Genomic DNA, 17,628 nt, shown 5'->3' on the forward strand with positions numbered 1-17,628 from the left:
TTTACTCCGCGCGGGGCATGCGCGGCGGCGGTGCTGTGTCGCTGCCGAGCTGCCCATGAAGGGCGACCCAGCCGTCCTGCGAGGCCCAGACGCCCAGCTTGATGAAAGGAGCGTACGCCGCGGCCACTTCCTCGGCCTGGCGTTCCAGCACGCCCGAGAGAACCAGCGATCCGCCCGGCGCCACGCGGCCGGACAGCATCGGCGCCATCAGCTTCAATGGGCTCGACAGGATGTTGGCCACGACGGTGTCGTAGCGTTGCTGCGCATGGCTCGATGCAGCGAATTGGTCCGGCAGGAAGTAGTCGATCGCGCAGCCGTTGCGCTCGGCGTTCGCGTGCGCCGACTCGATCGCCTGCGGGTCGATGTCCACGCCGTTCACTTCGCCCGCGCCCAGCTTCTTGGCGACCATCGCCAGGATGCCGGAGCCGCAGCCGTAATCGAGCACGGTCTTGCCCGGCGCCGGATGCGCTTCCAGCCATTCCATGCACAGGCGGGTGGTGGGGTGGCTGCCGGTGCCAAACGCCAGGCCCGGGTCGAGTTCGAGCACGAGCGCGCTCGGGTCCGGGGCGTCGTGCCAGCTTGGCACCACCCAGATGTTCTTGCCGATGTGGATAGGCTCGAACTGCGACTGCGTCAGGCGCACCCAGTCGGCGTCGTCCACCGCGCGGGTGGTGAAGGCGGGCGCCTTGGCCAGGTTGATGGCGTCGGCCGCCTCGGCCACGATGGCGCCCTGGTCGGCATCCACGTCGGTCAGGGCCACCACGCGCGAGCGGTCCCACGCGGCTTCGGACGGGGTCAATCCCGGCTCGCCGAACAGCGGCTTTTCCTGCGCCGTGCCTTCGTCCGCGTCCTCCACCGAGACCGACAGCGCGCCAGCCTCCATCAAGGCGTCGGACAGCGCCTCGGCATGTTCACGATCGATCTCGATGACTACTTCGGTCCAGCTCATGCTTCTGCCTTGGTCTCCGATTTGGCGCCGAGGGCGCCTTCCTTCTCCAGGTCCGGCTTGTGGGCCAGCTTGTGCTCGAGGTAGTGGATGTTGGTGCCGCCTTCGATGAAGCGCGCGTCCACCATCAGCTCGCGGTGCAGCGGGATATTCGTCATGATACCCTCAACCACCATTTCCGAAAGCGCAATCTGCATGCGGCGGATCGCCTGCTCGCGGGTGGCGCCATAGGCGATCACCTTGCCGACCATCGAATCGTAGTGCGGCGGCACGTAGTAACCGTTGTAGGCGTGCGAATCGACGCGGATGCCAGGGCCGCCCGGCGCGTGCCAGTTGATGATGCGGCCCGGCGACGGGATGAACTTGAACGGGTCTTCGGCGTTGATGCGGCACTCGATCGCGTGGCCCGACAGCATGATGTCGCGCTGCTTGAAGCGCAGCTTTTCGCCGCAGGCGATGCGGATCTGCTCCTGCACGATGTCGATGCCGGTGATCATTTCGGTCACCGGGTGCTCGACCTGCACGCGGGTGTTCATCTCGATGAAGTAGAACTCGCCATTCTCGTACAGGAACTCGAAGGTGCCCGCGCCGCGGTAGCCGATCTTGCGGCAGGCTTCGGCGCAGCGGTCGCCGATCTTCTCGATCAGCTTGCGGTTGATGCCGGGTGCGGGCGCTTCCTCGATCACCTTCTGGTGGCGGCGCTGCATCGAGCAGTCGCGCTCGCCCAGCCAGACGGCGTTCCGGTGTTCGTCAGCCAGCACCTGGATTTCCACGTGGCGCGGATTCTCCAGGAACTTTTCCATGTAGACCTCGGGGTTGCCGAATGCCGTGCCGGCCTCTGCCTTGGTCATCGCCACCGCGTTCAGCAGTGCCGCCTCGGTGTGCACCACGCGCATGCCGCGCCCACCACCGCCGCCGGCCGCCTTGATGATGACCGGGTAGCCGATCTTGCGCGCGGTCTGGATGATTTCCTTCGGGTCGTCGCTCAGGGCGCCATCCGAGCCGGGCACGCAGGGCACGCCGGCCTTGATCATCGCCTGCTTGGCCGAGACCTTGTCGCCCATCAGCCGGATCGAGTCGGAACGCGGGCCGATGAACACGAAGCCCGATTTCTCGACGCGCTCGGCAAAGTCGGCGTTCTCCGACAGGAAGCCGTAGCCCGGGTGGATCGCCTCGGCGTCGGTCACTTCGGCCGCGCTGATGATCGCCGGCATGTTCAGGTAGCTCAGTGCCGACTGCGCCGGGCCGATGCACACCGACTCGTCCGCCAGCTTCACGTATTTGGCGTCCTTGTCCGCCTCGGAGTGCACGACGACGGTCTTGATGCCCAATTCGCGGCACGCGCGCTGGATACGCAGCGCGATTTCACCACGATTGGCGATGAGGATTTTTTCAAACATGGTTCAGGTAGTTCTGTGAAGGCCGGCCTTGCGCGGCCGGGTACGACAGTCGAAAGGGCCTGGGCGGGCCCGCGCCGCTTGCGGGCGTATTAGCCGATCACGAACAGCGGCTGGCCGAATTCGACCGGCTGGCCATTCTCCACCAGGATCTTGGTGACGGTGCCGGAGATGTCGGCGTCGATTTCGTTCAGCAGCTTCATCGCTTCGATGATGCACAGGGTGTCGCCTTCCTTCACGGTGGCGCCGACCTCGACGAAGGCCGGGGCGCCCGGGGCGGACGAACGGTAGAAGGTGCCGACCATCGGCGACTTGACCACGTGGCCGGTTTCGGCGGCCGGGGCTGCGGCTGCGGGTGCGGCGGCAGGGGCGGCCACCTGCGGTGCAGCTGCCGGGGCACTGTATTGCTGCACGCCGGCCGGCGGCATCATCAGGACCTGGTTCTGCGGGATCCCGGAGGATTTGACGATGCGAACTTTGCTTTCGCCCTCGGTCACTTCGAGTTCAGCGATGTCGGACTCTGCGACGAGATCGATCAAAGTCTTGAGTTTTCGTAGATCCATGTGAAACCCCTTGGAATTATTGGTGTTGTTGAGTATGCCCTACGGCGGCGCCGCGAAGCACACAGAATGCGTGAAGTTGACGTAGATTAACGCTATTTAAGCGCGAAGTCGATGGCAAACCTATATCCATCGGCGCCCAGCCCGCAGATCGTGCCGCGCGCGATGGCAGACAGGTACGAATGGTGGCGGAACTCCTCTCGCTGGTAAATATTAGAGAGATGGACTTCCACGAACGGGATGGCGACCCCGGCCAGCGCATCACGCAAGGCCACGCTGGTGTGGGTCAGTCCGCCCGGGTTGATGATGATCGCATCGACCCCTTCGAGGCGCGCGGCATGGACGCGGTCAATCAGCGCCCCTTCATGGTTACTCTGGAAGCAAGCGAGCGTTGCGCCGGCCGCGGCTGCCTGGGCTTGTGCGGCTTGCTCGATGTCGGCGAGCGTCGTGGTGCCGTACACCGCAGGCTCTCGTGTCCCCAAGAGATTCAGGTTGGGGCCGTTGAGCAGCAGGAGCTTTTTCGCCATGTTGAAGGTCTGGTTGCCCGAAAGTCAGGCATTTTGACGCCAACATCTCCTATTGGCAAGCGATATTGTAATGCTTTGTATAGGCAGATAAATAAGTGAACGACCGTTCGTGCGGAACGAAATGCGGCGTTTCCCGTAGGGTGGGCGGGTTCCCCGCCCACGCGTTCAGTCAGTGCCCGCGCCGCTTGTACGCGTGGGCGGGAGACCCGCCCACCCTACAAATCAGAGCTTGGCCAGGTCGGCCCGCAGCTGGTCGAACTTGAGCGAACCAAGGTAGGTTTTCTTGACTTGCCCGTCGGCCCCGATCAGCACCGTGTACGGCAACCCGCCCGCTTCGTTGCCGAACTCGCGCGCCAGGTCGGTGCCGCCCATGCCTGCCACGTACAGCGGATAAGAAATCTTCAAACGCCCCGCAAAAGCCGCGATATTGGCCGGGCTGTCGATGCCGATCCCGATCACGTTCACCTGCTTGGCCTTCATTTCCCGGGCCAGGGCGTCCAGCTCGGGCATCTCGCGCACGCAGGGTGCACACCATGGCGCCCAGAAATTGACCAGCAAGGGCTTTCCTTGCCATTGCGACAATGCCTGCGGCTTGCCGCCGGCGTCGTTGAACGATTGCGCGAACAGGTTGGTGACCGCGGTGTGCGGCCGGCCGTCGGTCGCGGCGTAGGCGGTGGTGATCGGCCCGGCCCCGTCTTTCTGGTTGAACCCCACGAGCGCGCCCATCGCGCCGAAGGCGAGGGCGATCAGCGCGTACCCGAGTACATTCTTCTTGCTCATTCGTCTTGTTCCAGTGTTTCGTCAGTCGTCATCAGGGCGCGCAGGCCGGCCGCGTCCACGCGCTGCAGCCGCCCGTCCGAGCGCGGCTTGAGCGCACCGCGCAGGTCATTCATTTCGTATAGCTCCGCGTGCACGGCCTCGTTATGCCACAGGAAGCTCACCGTTTCAACCGGGTCATGCCGGGCGCCCTTGAAGTGGGGCATTTCGGAGATCTCTATATTGACGTTTCTATTTAATAGGAAGATCTCGACTTCCTTGGCGCTGTCGGCGAACAGTTGCAGGCGGATGTCGTCATACTCGCCGGCAGTGCCGTTGAGCACCGCGCCAGTGAGGTAGGGCCGGAACTCGGCCAGCTCGTCCATCACCTCGAGCGCGGCGCGGCGCAAGCGCTTGAGGCGCGCGGCCTGCTGCGGCCCCTGGAACAGGGCCTGGTAGCGGCGCACCTCGTCCTCGATCTGGATATTGTCGGGAAGCAGGTTCGCGTGCGGCTGGTCCACCCCTAGCACCTTGCGTGCCGCCTTGCGGCGGGCGGTGGCGTAATCGGCGCCGTCCTCGGCGATCATGCGGGCGGCGGTGGCCGCGATCTGCGAACGCAGCGCCTGCGGGTCGTTGGTTTGGCTCGGATTCATGGGTTCGATGATACTCCCGAACGGAAAATGGCATCGCGTCAGGTAAAATCGCGGTTTCGCCATTTCCTCTCCTCTACCCATGCATATTCACATCCTCGGTATTTGCGGCACCTTCATGGGCGGCCTTGCGGTCCTGGCCAAGGAGGCGGGCCATCGCGTCACCGGCTGCGACGCCAATGTCTATCCCCCGATGAGCGTGCAGCTCGAATCCCAGGGCATCGAGCTGATCCAGGGCTACAGCCCGGACCAGGTGTCGCTCAACCCCGACCTGTACGTGATCGGCAATGTGATGACTCGTGGTAATCCGCTGATCGAGGAGATCCTGAACCGCAGCCTGCCCTACGTGTCGGGCCCGCAGTGGATTGGCGACCATATTCTGCGCAACAAGTGGGTGCTGGCCGTGGCCGGCACGCACGGCAAGACCACGACCACCTCGATGCTGGCCTGGATCCTGGAAGACGCCGGCTACGCGCCCGGCTTCCTGATCGGCGGCGTGCCGATGAACTTCGGCATCTCGGCGCGATTGGGCGGCGACAAGGAGCCTGGCGCGGCCCGATCTGACTTCTTCGTCATCGAGGCCGACGAGTACGACACCGCCTTCTTCGACAAGCGCAGCAAGTTCGTGCACTACCACGCCAAGACGGCGGTGCTGAACAACCTGGAATACGACCACGCCGACATCTTCCCCGACATCGGCGCCATCGAAACCCAATTCCACCACCTGGTGCGCACGGTGCCGGGCGTGGGCCGCATCATCGCCAACGGCGACGAGGCGTCGCTCGCGCGCGTGCTCAAGCGCGGCTGCTGGAGCGAGAAGGAGACCTTCGGCGCGTCCGAGGGCGTGAACTGGACGCTGGTCGAGCACCCCGGCGGCGCCAGCTTCGACGTTGTGTTCAACGGCGAGAAGCAGGGCACCGTGAAGTGGGACCTGACCGGCAAGCACAACCGCTACAACGCGCTGGCCGCGATTGCCGCCGCCCGCAGCGTGGGCGTGCCGCCCGCCCAGGCGGTCGAATCGCTGTCGCGCTTCCAGAACGTCAAGCGGCGCATGGAAGTGCGCGGCGTCGTCAATGGCGTGACCGTGTACGACGACTTTGCCCACCATCCGACCGCGATCGCCACCACCGTTGGCGGCCTGCGCCAGAAAATTGGCAGCACCGGCCGCATCCTGGCAGTGCTGGAGCCGCGTTCCAACACCATGAAGCTGGGCGCCATGAAGGACGCGCTGCCGGGCAGCCTGAAGGACGCGGACCTGGTGTTCGGCTTTGGCAGCCAGCAGGCACTGGGCTGGTCACTGGGCGATGCGCTCAAGCCGATGGGCGCGATCGCGCACACCTTTGACCAGCTCGATTACATGGTGCAGGCGATCGTGGCAGCGGCCCAGCCGGGCGACCACATCCTGGTGATGAGCAATGGCGGCTTTGGCGGCATCCACCAGAAGCTGCTCGAGGCGCTGGCCAAATGATTCTGTACCTGCACGGATTCCGATCCTCGCCGCGCTCGTTCAAGGCGCGGGTGGTGTTCGAGCAGATGAAGGCGGCGGGCCGGGCGGATGAGCTGATCTGCCCCCAGCTCCCTGCTTCGCCTGGCGCGGCCATGGAGCTGGTGCTCAAGCTGGTCGAGCGCTACCCGGCGGACGAACTGGCCATCATCGGCTCGTCGCTGGGCGGGTTCTATGCCACCTGGCTGGCCGAACGCCTGGGCTGCCGCGCCGTGCTGCTCAACCCGGCAGTCGATCCGCTCAAGGACCTGGAAAAGCACGTCGGCGTGACCACGGCCTGGCATTCGGACGAGCCGTTCGAATTCAAGCAGGAATATATTGGCGAGCTTGCCGCCTTGCGCGTGGCGCACATCACGCGCCCGGAACGCTATTTCCTGCTGGCCGCCACCGGCGACGAGGTGCTGGACTACCGCGACATGGTGCGCCACTATGCAGGCGCGCGCCAGCACGTGATCGAAGGCAGCAACCATGCGATCCCGGAATTTCCGCAGTATGTGGACGAGGTGCTCGCGTTCTGCGGCAAGAAAGCGCTGCAGTGAGGACCGCATCGCTGCGCCAGGCGCGCTGGCTGCCGCACGCGAATGGCGTGCAGGCGAGCGCGCGCATGCGCGACTGGCTGGTCACACCCGGTTCGCTGACGGCGCGGCTGGTCGCATCGAGCAGCCACTTCCGGGTGCAGCGCCTGCGCCAGGCCGGCGCCATCTGCCTGCCCGACGAAGCGCTTGCGATCGGCATGCGCCGCCCCGGCCGCGTGTTGGAACGCGAGGTGCTGCTGCGCTGTGACGGCGAGCCTGTGGTGTTCGCGCACACGGTCGTGACCGCATCGAGCACCGCCACCGACTGGCCGCTGTTTTCCGCCCTGGGCGAACGGTCGCTCGGCACGACACTGTTTTACGATCCGCTGGTCAAACGAGGCCAGCTTGAATTCGCGCGCATCCGCGCTGGCCACCCGCTGCTCGTGCGTGCCAACGCCGCGCTGGGCGGCACCTTGCGCGACCAGGTTTACTACGCGCGGCGCTGTGTCTACCGCCGCCATCAAGGCCTGCTGCTGGTCACGGAGGTATTCTTGCCCCCTGTGCTGAACCTGCCAGCGGCCGAACCCAACACCAAACGACGATAACGATGAACCTATTTTTCGAAGAATCGGGAGACTTCAAGGTCGGCGCCGTGCTGCAGCAGCAGGGCGAGGCCTACCAGGTCGAAATGCCAAGCGGTAAGCGCACCAAGGTCAAGGCCAAGGATGTGCTGCTGCAGTTCGACAAGCCGTCGCCGGCCGAACTGCTGGACCAGGCCAAGGCGATCGCCGCCGACGTCGACCTCGAATTCCTCTGGGAAGTGGCAGGACAGGAAGAATTCGGCTTTGCCGAGCTGGGCGCCGAGTACTTTGGCCATGCGCCGCTGCCGCCCGAGGCGGCCGGGCTGGTGCTGGCGCTGCACGGCGCGCCGATCTATTTCTACAAGAAGGGCCGCGGACGCTACAAGGCGGCGCCGGAACAGTCGCTGCGCGCGGCGCTGGCCGGCATCGAGCGCAAGAAGCAGCAGGCCATCGTGCAGGCTGGCTACGTCGAGGAACTGAAGGCCGGCAAGCTGCCCGAGTCGATGAAGCCGCAGGTCCACCAACTGCTGTTCAAGCCGGACAAGAACACGATCGAATACAAGGCGCTGGAAACGGCCGCCGAGGAACTGCAGACCACGCCGGCACGCCTGATGCTGGCCACCGGCGGCATCGACTCGCCCAAGAACCTGCACATGTCGCGCTTCCTGTTCGAGAACTTCCCGCGCGGCGCCGGCTTCCCGCAGGTGGCCGTGCCGGCCGCTCCTGCCGACCTGCCGCTGGCCGAGGTGGAGGCCTTCTCGATCGACGACGTGACCACCACCGAAATCGACGATGCGCTCTCGGTGCGCCATCTGGACGATGGCACTGTGGTGGTGGGCATCCACATCGCCGCGCCGGGCCTGGGCATCAAGCCGGACGACGCCATCGACAAGATCGCGCGCGCCCGCATGTCCACCGTGTACATGCCCGGCGACAAGATCACGATGCTGCCGGACGAGGTCGTGGAAGCGTTCACGCTGGCCGAAGGCAACAACTGCCCGGCGCTGTCGCTGTACGCCACGCTCAACCCGGCCGACTGGTCGGTGATCTCGACCACCACCCGCGCCGAGCGCGTGCCGATCAAGAGCAACCTGCGCCACAACGACCTGGACGACGTGGTCAACGAACAGACGCTGGAGTCGGGCGAGGGCGACTACCCGCACAAGACCGAGCTGGCGCTGCTGTGGAAATGGGCGCTGCAGCTGGAAGCGGGCCGCATGAAAAAGCGCGAGGCGTTCGGCCTGAAGCCCGAGCAGGCCAACCGCGTGGACTTCAACTTCTACGTCGAGGACGACGTGGTCACCATCGTGCGCCGCAAGCGTGGCGCGCCGCTGGACAAGATCGTGGCCGAGCTGATGATCTTCGCCAACAGCACCTGGGGCAAGCTGCTGCACGACTCTGGCGTGCCGGGCATCTACCGTTCGCAGGGCGCCGGCAGCGGCGCGGGCTGGAACGCCAAGATGCAGGTGCGCATGGTCACCCACGCGGCCCCGCACCAGGGGCTGGGCGTGGACCAGTACGCTTGGAGCACCTCGCCGCTGCGCCGCTACACCGACCTGGTCAACCAGTGGCAGATCCTGGCCTGTGCCGAGCACGGCGTGACCGCGCCGCTGGTGGCGCCGTTCAAGCCGCGCGACGCGACGCTGTTCTCGATCGTGTCGGCGTTCGACGCCGCGTATGCCGCCTACAACGACTTCCAGCAGAACATGGAGCGCTACTGGTGCCTGCGCTGGCTGGCGCAGGAAAATGCCAAGGTGGTGGACGCGGTGGTGCTCAAGGAGGAGGTGCTGCGCCTGGTCGAGATTCCGCTCATCATCCGCCTGCCGGGCATGCCACAGACGGCGCGCGGCGCGCAGGTGCGGCTGGACATCATCCGCTGGGATGAGGTGGACCTGTCGCTGGAAGCGCGCCTGCTCGAAGTGGCGGGCGTGGCCGACGAGGCCGACATCGCGTTCGACGAGGAAGAGGATACCGGCCAGGCCGCCGCCGAAGAGGCAGCCGAGGCCGAAGGCGTGGTGGCCGTGATCGAGCCGGAGATTCCGGCCGAGCCCGTGGCCGAACCGGCATCCGAACCGTCGAAGTGACCCCACGATCAACCAACGTCGTCCCCGCGGAGGCGGGGACCCATGCCGAGCATCCTGCCCAGCGGCTTAACGCGTAGGCAGCGTTAGCGCAAACTCAGCATGGGTCCCCGCCTGCGCGGGGACGACGGTTTTGAGTCGGGAGGCGAAAGAACGCGATCGAGTCGCCTGCCGCCCACCACACCACCTCCGCTGCACGGTAGAATCAGAGAATTCCCAGCATCAACAGCCATCCGGCGCACCCTCGTTGAATCTTACGCAACACAACCGCCCCTTGATGATCGCCATCACCGTTTCGGTGCTGGCGCACGCGCTGCTGCTGGCGGTGCGCTTTGCCGCGCCCGACGCGTTCCGGTTGGCGCCCGCCGATCCGGGGCTGGAAGTCATCCTGGTCAACGCCAAGCATGCCAATGCGCCATCCAAACCGGACGCGCTGGCCCAGGCCAACCTGGACGGCGGCGGCATGACCGAGCAGGGCCGCAGCAAGTCGCCGCTGCCCGACCTGCGCCGGGTCGAGAACGGCGACAGCCTGAAGGCGGTGCAGCGCCGCATCGCCGAGCTGGAAGAAGTGCAGCGCAATGTGCTGGCGCGCGCGCAAAAGTCCACCTACAGCGCCACGCCGGTCACGGAAAAGGACAAGCCCGACCCGAACCGCGTTGGCGCGGACATGATCGAAACCAGCAAGGCGATCTCGCGCGCCACCGCCGAAATCGCGGACCGCATCGAGGACCAGAACCGGCGCCCGAAGAAGACCTTCATCGGCCCGTCCACGCGTGAGGTGGGCTATGCGATGTATTACAAGCAGATGCAAAAGCGGGTCGAGGAAGTCGGCACCCTGAACTTCCCGCAGCAGAACGGGCGCAAGCTGTACGGCGACCTGGTGATGACGATTCCCGTGTTCCAGGATGGCACGCTGTACACGAAGGAGGGCGGGCCGCGCGTCGAAAAAAGCTCGGGGAACCCGGCGCTGGACAAGGCGGCGCTGGCGATCGTGCGCCGCGCCGCGCCGTTCGGCAAATTCCCGCGCAACATGCGCAGCACCGGGCGCAACGACGTGTGGGTGGTCGTCACCCGGTTCAGGTTCACCCACCAGCAAAAGCTGGAAGCAGATGCAGCAGTGAAGGAAGCAGGAGCATGACCGATAAGTACTGCGTGATCGGCAACCCGATCGCGCAAAGCCGTTCCCCCGAAATCCATGCCGTGTTCGCGGCGCAGACCGGCCAGGACATCTCGTACGAGCGCTGCCTGGCACCCATCGATGGCTTTGCCGACACCATCCGGCAGCTGGTGGCCGCGGGCTACAAGGGCTCCAACGTCACCGTCCCATTCAAGCTGGAAGCGGCGCGCATTGCCACCAGGCTGACCGAGCGCGCCCGCGCCGCCGGGGCGGTGAACACGCTGGCCTACCGCGATGGCGAGATCGTCGGCGACAACACCGACGGCGCCGGCCTGGTGGCCGACATCGTGCGCAACGCGGGGGTAGCGCTGGCCGGCAAGCGCGTGCTGATGCTGGGCGCCGGCGGCGCCGCCCGCGGCGTCATGCTGCCGATCCTGGCAGAAGGCCCGCGCGCGCTGGTGGTTGCCAACCGCACCCGCGCCACCGCCGACGAACTGGTGGCGCAATTTGCCAGCCTGGCCGGCGGCTGCAGCCTGTCGGCCTGCAATTTCGAGGACATCGCCGCACCGTTCGACGTGGTCATCAACGCTACCTCGGCCAGCCTGGGGGGCACCATCCCGCCCATCCCTGCCGTTACTTTTTGCCAAGATACCCTGGCTTTCGATATGATGTACGCGAAAAACCCGACCGTATTCATGGAATTCGCGGCCGCGCACGGCGCCACCACCCGCGACGGCCTTGGCATGCTGGTCGAGCAGGCGGCCGAAGCGTTCACGGTCTGGCGCGGCGTTCGTCCTGAAACACAACAACTCCTGAAAGACATGCGCAGCAAACTATGACAAAAGCACGCAAGGCCGCCCCGGGCAAGCCAGGACGGCGCTGGGTGAAGTGGATCTTCCTGGGCCCTCTCCTGGCCGTGCTGCTGTTGCAGTTGTATTTCTTCGCACAGATCTGCTGGTGGACCCAGTTCAATCCCTCGTCCACCAGCATGCAACGCGCGCAACTGGCCGAGCTGCGCAAGATCAATCCCAACGCAAAGCTGGAAAAGCAGTGGGTGCCGTACAACCGCATCTCCAACAACCTCAAACGCGCCGTGATCGCGTCCGAAGACGCCAACTTCACCGAGCATGATGGCGTGGACTGGGACGCGCTCGAGAAGGCCTACGAGAAGAACAACAAGCGCCACAAGGTGGTGGGCGGCGGCTCCACCATCACCCAGCAACTGGCCAAGAACCTGTTCCTGTCGGGCTGGCGCAGCTACCTGCGCAAAGGGCAGGAGCTGGTCATCGCCTACATGCTCGAGGCGGTGATGAGCAAGGAGCGCATCCTCGAGATCTACCTGAACTCGGTCGAGTTCGGCCAGGGCGTGTTCGGGGCCGAGGCGGCGGCGCGCCACTACTTCCACACCACGGCAGCCAACCTGAGCCCGGCCCAGGCCGCGCGGCTGGCGGTGATGCTGCCCAACCCGCGCTACTACGACAAGCACCGCGACACCAATTACCTGGCGCGGCGCACCGGCATCATCCAGCGCAGGATGAATTTCGCCGACCTGCCCTAACCATCAACCAGGAGCACAGCATGCCCGACCGTCAGCGCGGCCTCAGTCTGGTAGCAGTTGTCATCATGGCGGGCTTGCTGGCGCTGGCGGCGATGGCGGCCTTGTTCTCGATGCGCTACGAGCGCAACCTGTTCGCCGAGACCTGGGCCAGGGCGGCCGGCAGCGTGCCACAGCAGGCGCTGGATGCGGCGCGGGGCGCCACCGCGCAGCCGGTGGCGCTGCGCAAGTGCGTGATCGACGGCAAGACCGTGGTGTCGAATACCGATTGTAAGGACGATAACAAGAGCAGCCGGACCATCGAGATCCATGACAGCCACGGCATCGAGGCGCCCAAGCCGCCTGTCGCGCCTGAGAAGGGCGAGCCGACCTCCAACCCGGCGATCGACAAAATGATCGAAAAACAGCTCCGCTGACGGCGAAAATGTTGTTTCGGGGTGGCCGGCCTCAAGGCTTACGTATACACTTGCGCTGTTTCGCAACCGGCCGAGAAAAGCGCGCATGATCAATGTATTTGTCCTCCAAAATGGCCGACTGAACCAGGTTCCGATCGCATCGCGCGAGGACCTCGAGAACGTCGCGCCGGTGTGGGTCGACCTGACCGACCCGACCGACGACGAGCGTGCCTGGGTCAAGGCCATTTACGGCGTGATTTTGCCGGGCGAGGACGAAGTGTCGGACATCGAGGCGTCCGCGCGCTACTACGAGGCCGAGAACGGTGACCTGCACCTGCGCACCGACTTCCTGCTCGAGGAGGACGACGGCCCCTCGCGCGTGGTGACGGTGGCCTTCATCCTGGCGCGCAAGATGCTGTTCTCCGTGCACACCGACGACCTGCCGGTGTTTCGCCTGGTGCGCCTGCGCGCGCGCTCGCGCCCGGGGTCGATCGAGGACTACATGGACGTGCTGCTCGACCTGTACGCGACCGACGCCGAGTACTCGGCCGACGCGCTCGAGGGCATCTACGAAAGCCTGGAGCAGGTGAGCCAGCGCGTGCTGCAGAAGGAATTCACCGACCAGGACGCGGCCGCCGCGCTGAACGCGATCGCGCAGGAGGAAGACCTGAACGGCCGGATCCGCCGCAACATGATGGACACGCGGCGCGCGGTCAGCTTCCTGATGCGCGGGCGGCTGCTGAACTCGGACCAGTTCGAGGAAGCGCGCCAGATCCTGCGTGACATCGAATCGCTGGACGGGCACACGTCCTTCCTGTTCGACAAGATCAACTTCCTGATGGACGCCACCGTCGGCTTCATCAACATCAACCAGAACAAGATCATCAAGATCTTCTCGGTCGCGTCGGTGGCGTTCCTGCCGCCGACCCTGATCGCCAGCGTGTACGGCATGAACTTCAAGAACCTGCCGGAACTGGAGTGGACCTACGGCTACCCGTGGGCATGGGCGCTGATGATCGCCAGTGCGATCGCGCCGTTCTGGTATTTCAGGAAGCGCGGCTGGCTCAAATGATTGCGGGCGGGCTGGGCTCGCACCGCAACCCGTAGGGTGGGCACTTGTGCCCACGCGTACGCAGCCTGGCCGCCAGCGATGAACCGCGTGGGCTCAAGAGCCCACCCTACCGAATCAATCCTTGCCCAGGTTCAGGAACAGGTTCAGCGCGAACGCCGCCACGCCAGCCGCCGCCAGGATCTCCGACAGCGCCAGCACCGGCTCGACCGCGTGGTTGCCCAGCAGGACCATGCTGAGCGCGACCACCATCACCGGCATCGAGATGTTGGCCAGCCAGAAGTGAACCTTGGCCAGGCGGCTGCCGCCTGCGGCCGGGAACACGGTGTACACCAGGCCGGCCAGCGCCATCGTGGCCCAGCCCAGCAGGTTGACGTGGGCGTGCACCGGCATCAGCGTGAAGTTGCGGCTGGCGCCCATGGCAATGCCCATGACGACGCCAAGCACCAGGTACAGGATCGCCAGTTTCAGCCAGATGACGCCGGCGAGCGAGAACCGGGCGGCGGCCGGTTGGGTGGTGGTGTGCGGCATCGGGATCGCCGATGCGGTGTGTGCGCTGGTTTGCATGGTGTGCTCCTTGAAAGCGTGATCGGGTTGGGAAAGGCACGCATTCTAGGGACGCACGTCCCCCGAAATCTCACCGATTGTTCGCTTAAGGTTTTTTTAGGGTTTGCTGAGCGAAGTTTTAAGAAGCCAGCTTCAGCGGCCGCGTCGAGCACAAGCGGAACCGCCCGCGTCCGGTCTTTTCTATATGTATGCCGGTATTGCGCTCGGCCAGGCGCCGTGCCAGCAACAGCAGGCGCGCTTCCAGGTTGTCCGACAGGTCGGGCAGGCGGATGCGCGGGTCGAGTCGCAGTTCGCGGTTGGAAAACTCGGTGCGTCCCAGCTCCAGCGCGTCGCGCACCAGCACCGCGAAGATCGACCCGGCCACGCCCTTGATCAGGTAGTCGTCACCAAGGAAGATGCTGTCGTTCTCCGGGTAGTGGCGCACCAGCAGCGGCTCGCCGCCGCCGGGGCAATCCCCGTTGTGCCCCGCGCGCGGCGCATCGTCCGCGGTGTCGGTTGATTGCAGCGTGTGGATCGCCATCGCCAGCTGGTTGGCCAGCGCCACCAGCGCGTCCTCGTCGTCGTAGGTGAAGCGCAGGTCCTGCGGGCTTTCCACGTACAGCACGCCGATCAGGCGCTGGTTCGCGAGCATCGGCACTGCCAGCTGGCTGCGCGACTCGGGCAGGCCCGGCAGCGGGATCGCGGTTTCGAGCGCGTGCATGCCGCCGCCGACCGCATTGTCGCGGATTGCGCGGTTGTAGGCGTATTCGGCGCTCATGTGGCCGATGCGGATCGGCGTGCGCTCGCGCGCGGCCACGCCGATCACGCCGTCGCCCAGCGGGATCTCCGAGCCCACGCCCGACTCCTCGTAGCCGCGGCTGGCCACGGTGTACAGGCGCTGCCCGGCCTGGTCGTACAGCAGCGCCATCGAGTGGCCGATGTCGAACTCGCGCTCGAGGCAGTCCAGGGTGTCGGCCAGCAGCGACTCCAGGTCGGTGTCCAGGCCAATGCGCTCGCTGGTGCGGCGCAGCGCCGCCAGCAGGTTGCGGTGCGGCGGCTGCGGCAGCACCTGGCCCGGCACCTGCTCGAGCGCGTGCACGCGGAACACGTCGGCGCCCAGCAGCTTGAACACCCCGCTCATGCCCACGTGCGAGGCGACACCGGCGATCTTGGCCTTCATGCTCTCGAACAGCGGGCCGCAGGTTTCGGTGCGCAGGAATTCGAGGGTGAGGCGGTACTGCGCGGCGGTCACCGCGTCGATCACGACCAGCATCGCGTGCGGGTTGGCCAGCAGGTTGGCGCGCGTCTTGTTGAAGAACTGCCAGGACAGCGCGATGTGGTCGCTGTCCACGAACTGCACTTGCGACAGGTAAGCCACGTTGGGCGTGCCGTCCAGGCTCACCGTGGTCATGGTGGCCGGGATGACGCCCTCGAAGCAGGCGCGGATCGCATCGACCTTCATCGCGCCACCTGCAGTGCCTGGCCGGCGTTGGGACCGGGCGTTTGCGAGTACGCCTCCAGCGGCGTGAAGCGCAGCGCGACGATGTCTTCGTCCGGGCAGGCCAGCACGGTGCGGATCAGCGCCTGCGAATAGCCGAGCGCGCCCAGGTGCGCGACGAAGCCGTCGCGAAAGCGCCCGGCCAGCGCCACGTCGTCCGCGCTGGCCGGTTCCTGGCGCGCGTCACGGCCCTTGAGCTGCAGCGCGCGGTGGGTGGCCGGCCAGGTGAACACCGCGGCGATGCGGCCGGTTTCGGCCACGTGCGCCAGCAGCGGCGCGCCCTGCACCCGGGACAGCAGGATCGTCACCTCGGTGAGGTCGTCCGATACCTTGCACCCGAGCGCGCGCACCACGCTGGGACGCATGTCGGCCCCGCACGAGCCGACCGTGAACGAGATCCCGGGCCGCTGCATGAAGGCGGCCAGTTCGGCATCGAGGATCGGGGACGGGGCAGGGGCCATGGTCTGGTAACGACAATTGTTGAGTGAATGATACTACTCAAGTTGCAATTGCGTGCGCGGGATGTGAGCTGGTGAGATCCCCGCGCAACGCCTGCGCCGCCTTGGCTCACATCGTCATGAACATCGCCACCACGGCCACCAGCATGATGGCCACGCCGAACCAGCCGATGACGGTGTGGCGCGTGGACAGGGTGAACTGGCCCATGATCTTGTTGTTATGGGCCAGCATCATCATCACCGTCATGATCGGCACCGCGATCACGCCGTTGATCTGGGCCGACAGCACCAGCGCCTTGATCGGGTCCACCGGTGCGAAATCGAGCAGGATGCCGCCGATCGTGGCCAGCGCGATGATGGCGTAGAACTCGCGCGCCTCGACCACCTTCAGGTCGAGCCCATTACGCCAGCGGAAGCTCTCGGTGACCGCGTAGGCCGCCGAACCGGCCAGCACCGGCACCGCCAGCAGGCCGGTGCCGATGATCCCGAGCGCGAACAGCAGGAACGCGAACTCGCCCGCCACCGGCCGCAGCGCCTCGGCGGCCTGGGCCGAGGTCTGGATATTGGTGATGCCGTGCGCACCGAGGGTCACGGCGGTGGTCAGCATGATGAAGTAGGCGACCACGTTGGAAAAACCCATGCCGAACAGCGTGTCGGTCTTGATGCGGTTCAGCTGCGCACCCGCGTCCTTGGCGCCGATGCGCAGTGCGCGCGCGGCCCGGTCGGCGCGCAGCTCCTCGACTTCCTGCGAGGCCTGCCAGAAGAACAGGTAGGGGCTGATGGTGGTGCCGAACACCGCCACGATCAGCCCCACCGAATCCTTGTTGAACGTGAAGTGCGGCCAGACCGTGCGCGCCAGCACCTCGGTCCACGGCATGTTCACGGCAAAGGCGGTGGCCACGTAGGCGAGCAGGCCGAGCGTGAGCCACTTCAGGTAGCGCACGTAGGTGCCATAGGGGAGGAACACCTGCAGCCCCAGGCAGACCAGGCCGAAGCCGAGCGCGTACAGGTGGGCGCTGCCCGCGCCGGTCACGAGCCGCATCGCTTCGCCCATGGCGGCGATGTCGGCGGCGATGTTGATCACGTTGGCCACCAGGAGCAGCAGCACGATCACGTACAGCAGCCAGGGCGAGTATGCGCGGCGGATGTTGGCCGCCAGGCCACGCCCGGTGACGCGGCCGATGCGTGCCGAGACCAGCTGGATGCCGACCATGAACGGGTAGGTCAGCACCAGGGTCCAGAGCGTATTGAAGCCGAATTGCGCGCCCGCCTGCGAGTAGGTCGCGATGCCGGATGGGTCGTCGTCGGCGGCGCCGGTGATCAGCCCGGGGCCGAGTGCTTTGAGTGTCGCGTTGTCGGTGAGGCGGCGGAACGAGAACTTCATGGATGGCCTGCGCAAGTACGACCGGGCGCGGCCAGACGACGGTCAGCGCGCCAGGGATGGATCGAATGGATGGGGACTGTTCATGGTCG

The 17,628-nt window shown here is 65.8% G+C and carries 19 protein-coding genes; 9 read left to right on the forward strand and 10 right to left on the reverse strand.

What is annotated here, in order from left to right; genetic code table 11:
* Position 1: 1 nt before the first annotated feature.
* The 6 genes from prmA to NX774_RS17860 all read right to left on the reverse strand — a co-directional run bounded on the left by prmA (position 2) and on the right by NX774_RS17860 (position 4,839).
* On the reverse strand, positions 2-949 hold the full coding sequence (gene prmA / locus NX774_RS17835) for a 50S ribosomal protein L11 methyltransferase (protein ID WP_258823610.1): 948 nt from the start codon (positions 947-949) through the stop codon (positions 2-4).
* A complete protein-coding gene (gene accC, locus NX774_RS17840) occupies positions 946-2,346 on the reverse strand; it encodes an acetyl-CoA carboxylase biotin carboxylase subunit (protein ID WP_258823611.1) in 1,401 nt (466 codons plus the stop codon). Before accC ends, prmA begins: the two co-directional genes overlap by 4 nt.
* Before the next feature lie 89 nt (positions 2,347-2,435).
* Entirely contained in the window at positions 2,436-2,906 is a 471-nt protein-coding gene (gene accB, locus NX774_RS17845; RefSeq protein WP_258823612.1) for an acetyl-CoA carboxylase biotin carboxyl carrier protein, read from the reverse strand.
* A gap of 92 nt (positions 2,907-2,998) precedes the next feature.
* Positions 2,999-3,430, reverse strand: coding sequence for a type II 3-dehydroquinate dehydratase (gene aroQ / locus NX774_RS17850; RefSeq protein ID WP_258823613.1), 432 nt, complete (start codon positions 3,428-3,430; stop codon positions 2,999-3,001).
* Between the two features lie 222 nt (positions 3,431-3,652).
* Positions 3,653-4,210: a TlpA family protein disulfide reductase gene (locus NX774_RS17855; protein WP_258823614.1), complete on the reverse strand. Its 558-nt coding sequence runs from the start codon at positions 4,208-4,210 to the stop codon at positions 3,653-3,655.
* Positions 4,207-4,839 carry a hypothetical protein gene (locus NX774_RS17860; protein WP_258823615.1) on the reverse strand — a complete coding sequence of 211 codons (633 nt, stop codon included), beginning with the start codon at positions 4,837-4,839 and terminating at the stop codon, positions 4,207-4,209. The genes NX774_RS17855 and NX774_RS17860 overlap by 4 nt, the downstream gene beginning before the upstream one ends.
* Positions 4,840-4,918: 79 nt before the next feature.
* On the opposite strand from NX774_RS17860, the gene mpl reads away from it, so the two are divergent.
* The 9 genes from mpl to corA all read left to right on the forward strand — a co-directional run bounded on the left by mpl (position 4,919) and on the right by corA (position 13,656).
* Positions 4,919-6,304: a UDP-N-acetylmuramate:L-alanyl-gamma-D-glutamyl-meso-diaminopimelate ligase gene (mpl, locus tag NX774_RS17865; RefSeq protein WP_258823616.1), complete on the forward strand. Its 1,386-nt coding sequence runs from the start codon at positions 4,919-4,921 to the stop codon at positions 6,302-6,304.
* Positions 6,301-6,879, forward strand: a complete 579-nt coding sequence (locus NX774_RS17870; RefSeq protein WP_258823617.1) for a YqiA/YcfP family alpha/beta fold hydrolase — start codon at positions 6,301-6,303, stop codon at positions 6,877-6,879. Before mpl ends, NX774_RS17870 begins: the two co-directional genes overlap by 4 nt.
* A complete protein-coding gene (locus tag NX774_RS17875) occupies positions 6,876-7,460 on the forward strand; it encodes a chorismate--pyruvate lyase family protein (protein ID WP_258823618.1) in 585 nt (194 codons plus the stop codon). Before NX774_RS17870 ends, NX774_RS17875 begins: the two co-directional genes overlap by 4 nt.
* A 2-nt stretch (positions 7,461-7,462) precedes the next feature.
* On the forward strand, positions 7,463-9,520 hold the full coding sequence (locus tag NX774_RS17880; RefSeq protein ID WP_258823619.1) for an RNB domain-containing ribonuclease: 2,058 nt from the start codon (positions 7,463-7,465) through the stop codon (positions 9,518-9,520).
* Positions 9,521-9,794: 274 nt separating this feature from the next.
* Positions 9,795-10,655 carry a TonB family protein gene (locus NX774_RS17885; protein WP_258823620.1) on the forward strand — a complete coding sequence of 287 codons (861 nt, stop codon included), beginning with the start codon at positions 9,795-9,797 and terminating at the stop codon, positions 10,653-10,655.
* Positions 10,652-11,473: a shikimate dehydrogenase gene (aroE, locus tag NX774_RS17890; protein WP_258823621.1), complete on the forward strand. Its 822-nt coding sequence runs from the start codon at positions 10,652-10,654 to the stop codon at positions 11,471-11,473. The genes NX774_RS17885 and aroE overlap by 4 nt, the downstream gene beginning before the upstream one ends.
* The gene (gene mtgA / locus NX774_RS17895; protein ID WP_258823622.1) at positions 11,470-12,192 is read left to right on the forward strand and encodes a monofunctional biosynthetic peptidoglycan transglycosylase; all 723 of its coding nucleotides are present in this window, start codon (positions 11,470-11,472) and stop codon (positions 12,190-12,192) included. The genes aroE and mtgA overlap by 4 nt, the downstream gene beginning before the upstream one ends.
* A 20-nt stretch (positions 12,193-12,212) precedes the next feature.
* Positions 12,213-12,605 (forward strand): DUF4124 domain-containing protein, encoded by a 393-nt coding sequence (locus NX774_RS17900; RefSeq protein ID WP_258823623.1) that lies wholly within the window; start codon positions 12,213-12,215, stop codon positions 12,603-12,605.
* An 85-nt stretch (positions 12,606-12,690) separates the two neighbouring features.
* Entirely contained in the window at positions 12,691-13,656 is a 966-nt protein-coding gene (gene corA, locus NX774_RS17905; protein WP_258823624.1) for a magnesium/cobalt transporter CorA, read from the forward strand.
* A gap of 114 nt (positions 13,657-13,770) precedes the next feature.
* Here the strand turns inward: corA and NX774_RS17910 are convergent, their stop codons facing one another.
* The 4 genes from NX774_RS17910 to NX774_RS17925 form a co-directional block, all read right to left on the reverse strand.
* Positions 13,771-14,220: a heme-copper oxidase family protein gene (locus NX774_RS17910; RefSeq protein WP_258823625.1), complete on the reverse strand. Its 450-nt coding sequence runs from the start codon at positions 14,218-14,220 to the stop codon at positions 13,771-13,773.
* 118 nt (positions 14,221-14,338) lie between these two features.
* Positions 14,339-15,661: a GAF domain-containing protein gene (locus tag NX774_RS17915; RefSeq protein ID WP_258823626.1), complete on the reverse strand. Its 1,323-nt coding sequence runs from the start codon at positions 15,659-15,661 to the stop codon at positions 14,339-14,341.
* Positions 15,658-16,158, reverse strand: coding sequence for a pyridoxamine 5'-phosphate oxidase family protein (locus NX774_RS17920; RefSeq protein WP_258823627.1), 501 nt, complete (start codon positions 16,156-16,158; stop codon positions 15,658-15,660). Before NX774_RS17920 ends, NX774_RS17915 begins: the two co-directional genes overlap by 4 nt.
* 106 nt (positions 16,159-16,264) lie before the next feature.
* Positions 16,265-17,539, reverse strand: a complete 1,275-nt coding sequence (locus NX774_RS17925; RefSeq protein WP_258823628.1) for an NRAMP family divalent metal transporter — start codon at positions 17,537-17,539, stop codon at positions 16,265-16,267.
* Positions 17,540-17,628 lie beyond the last annotated feature (89 nt).

Origin of the sequence: Massilia agilis (assembly GCF_024756255.1) — a bacterium.
Classification (GTDB): Bacteria; Pseudomonadota; Gammaproteobacteria; order Burkholderiales; family Burkholderiaceae_D; genus Telluria; species Telluria agilis.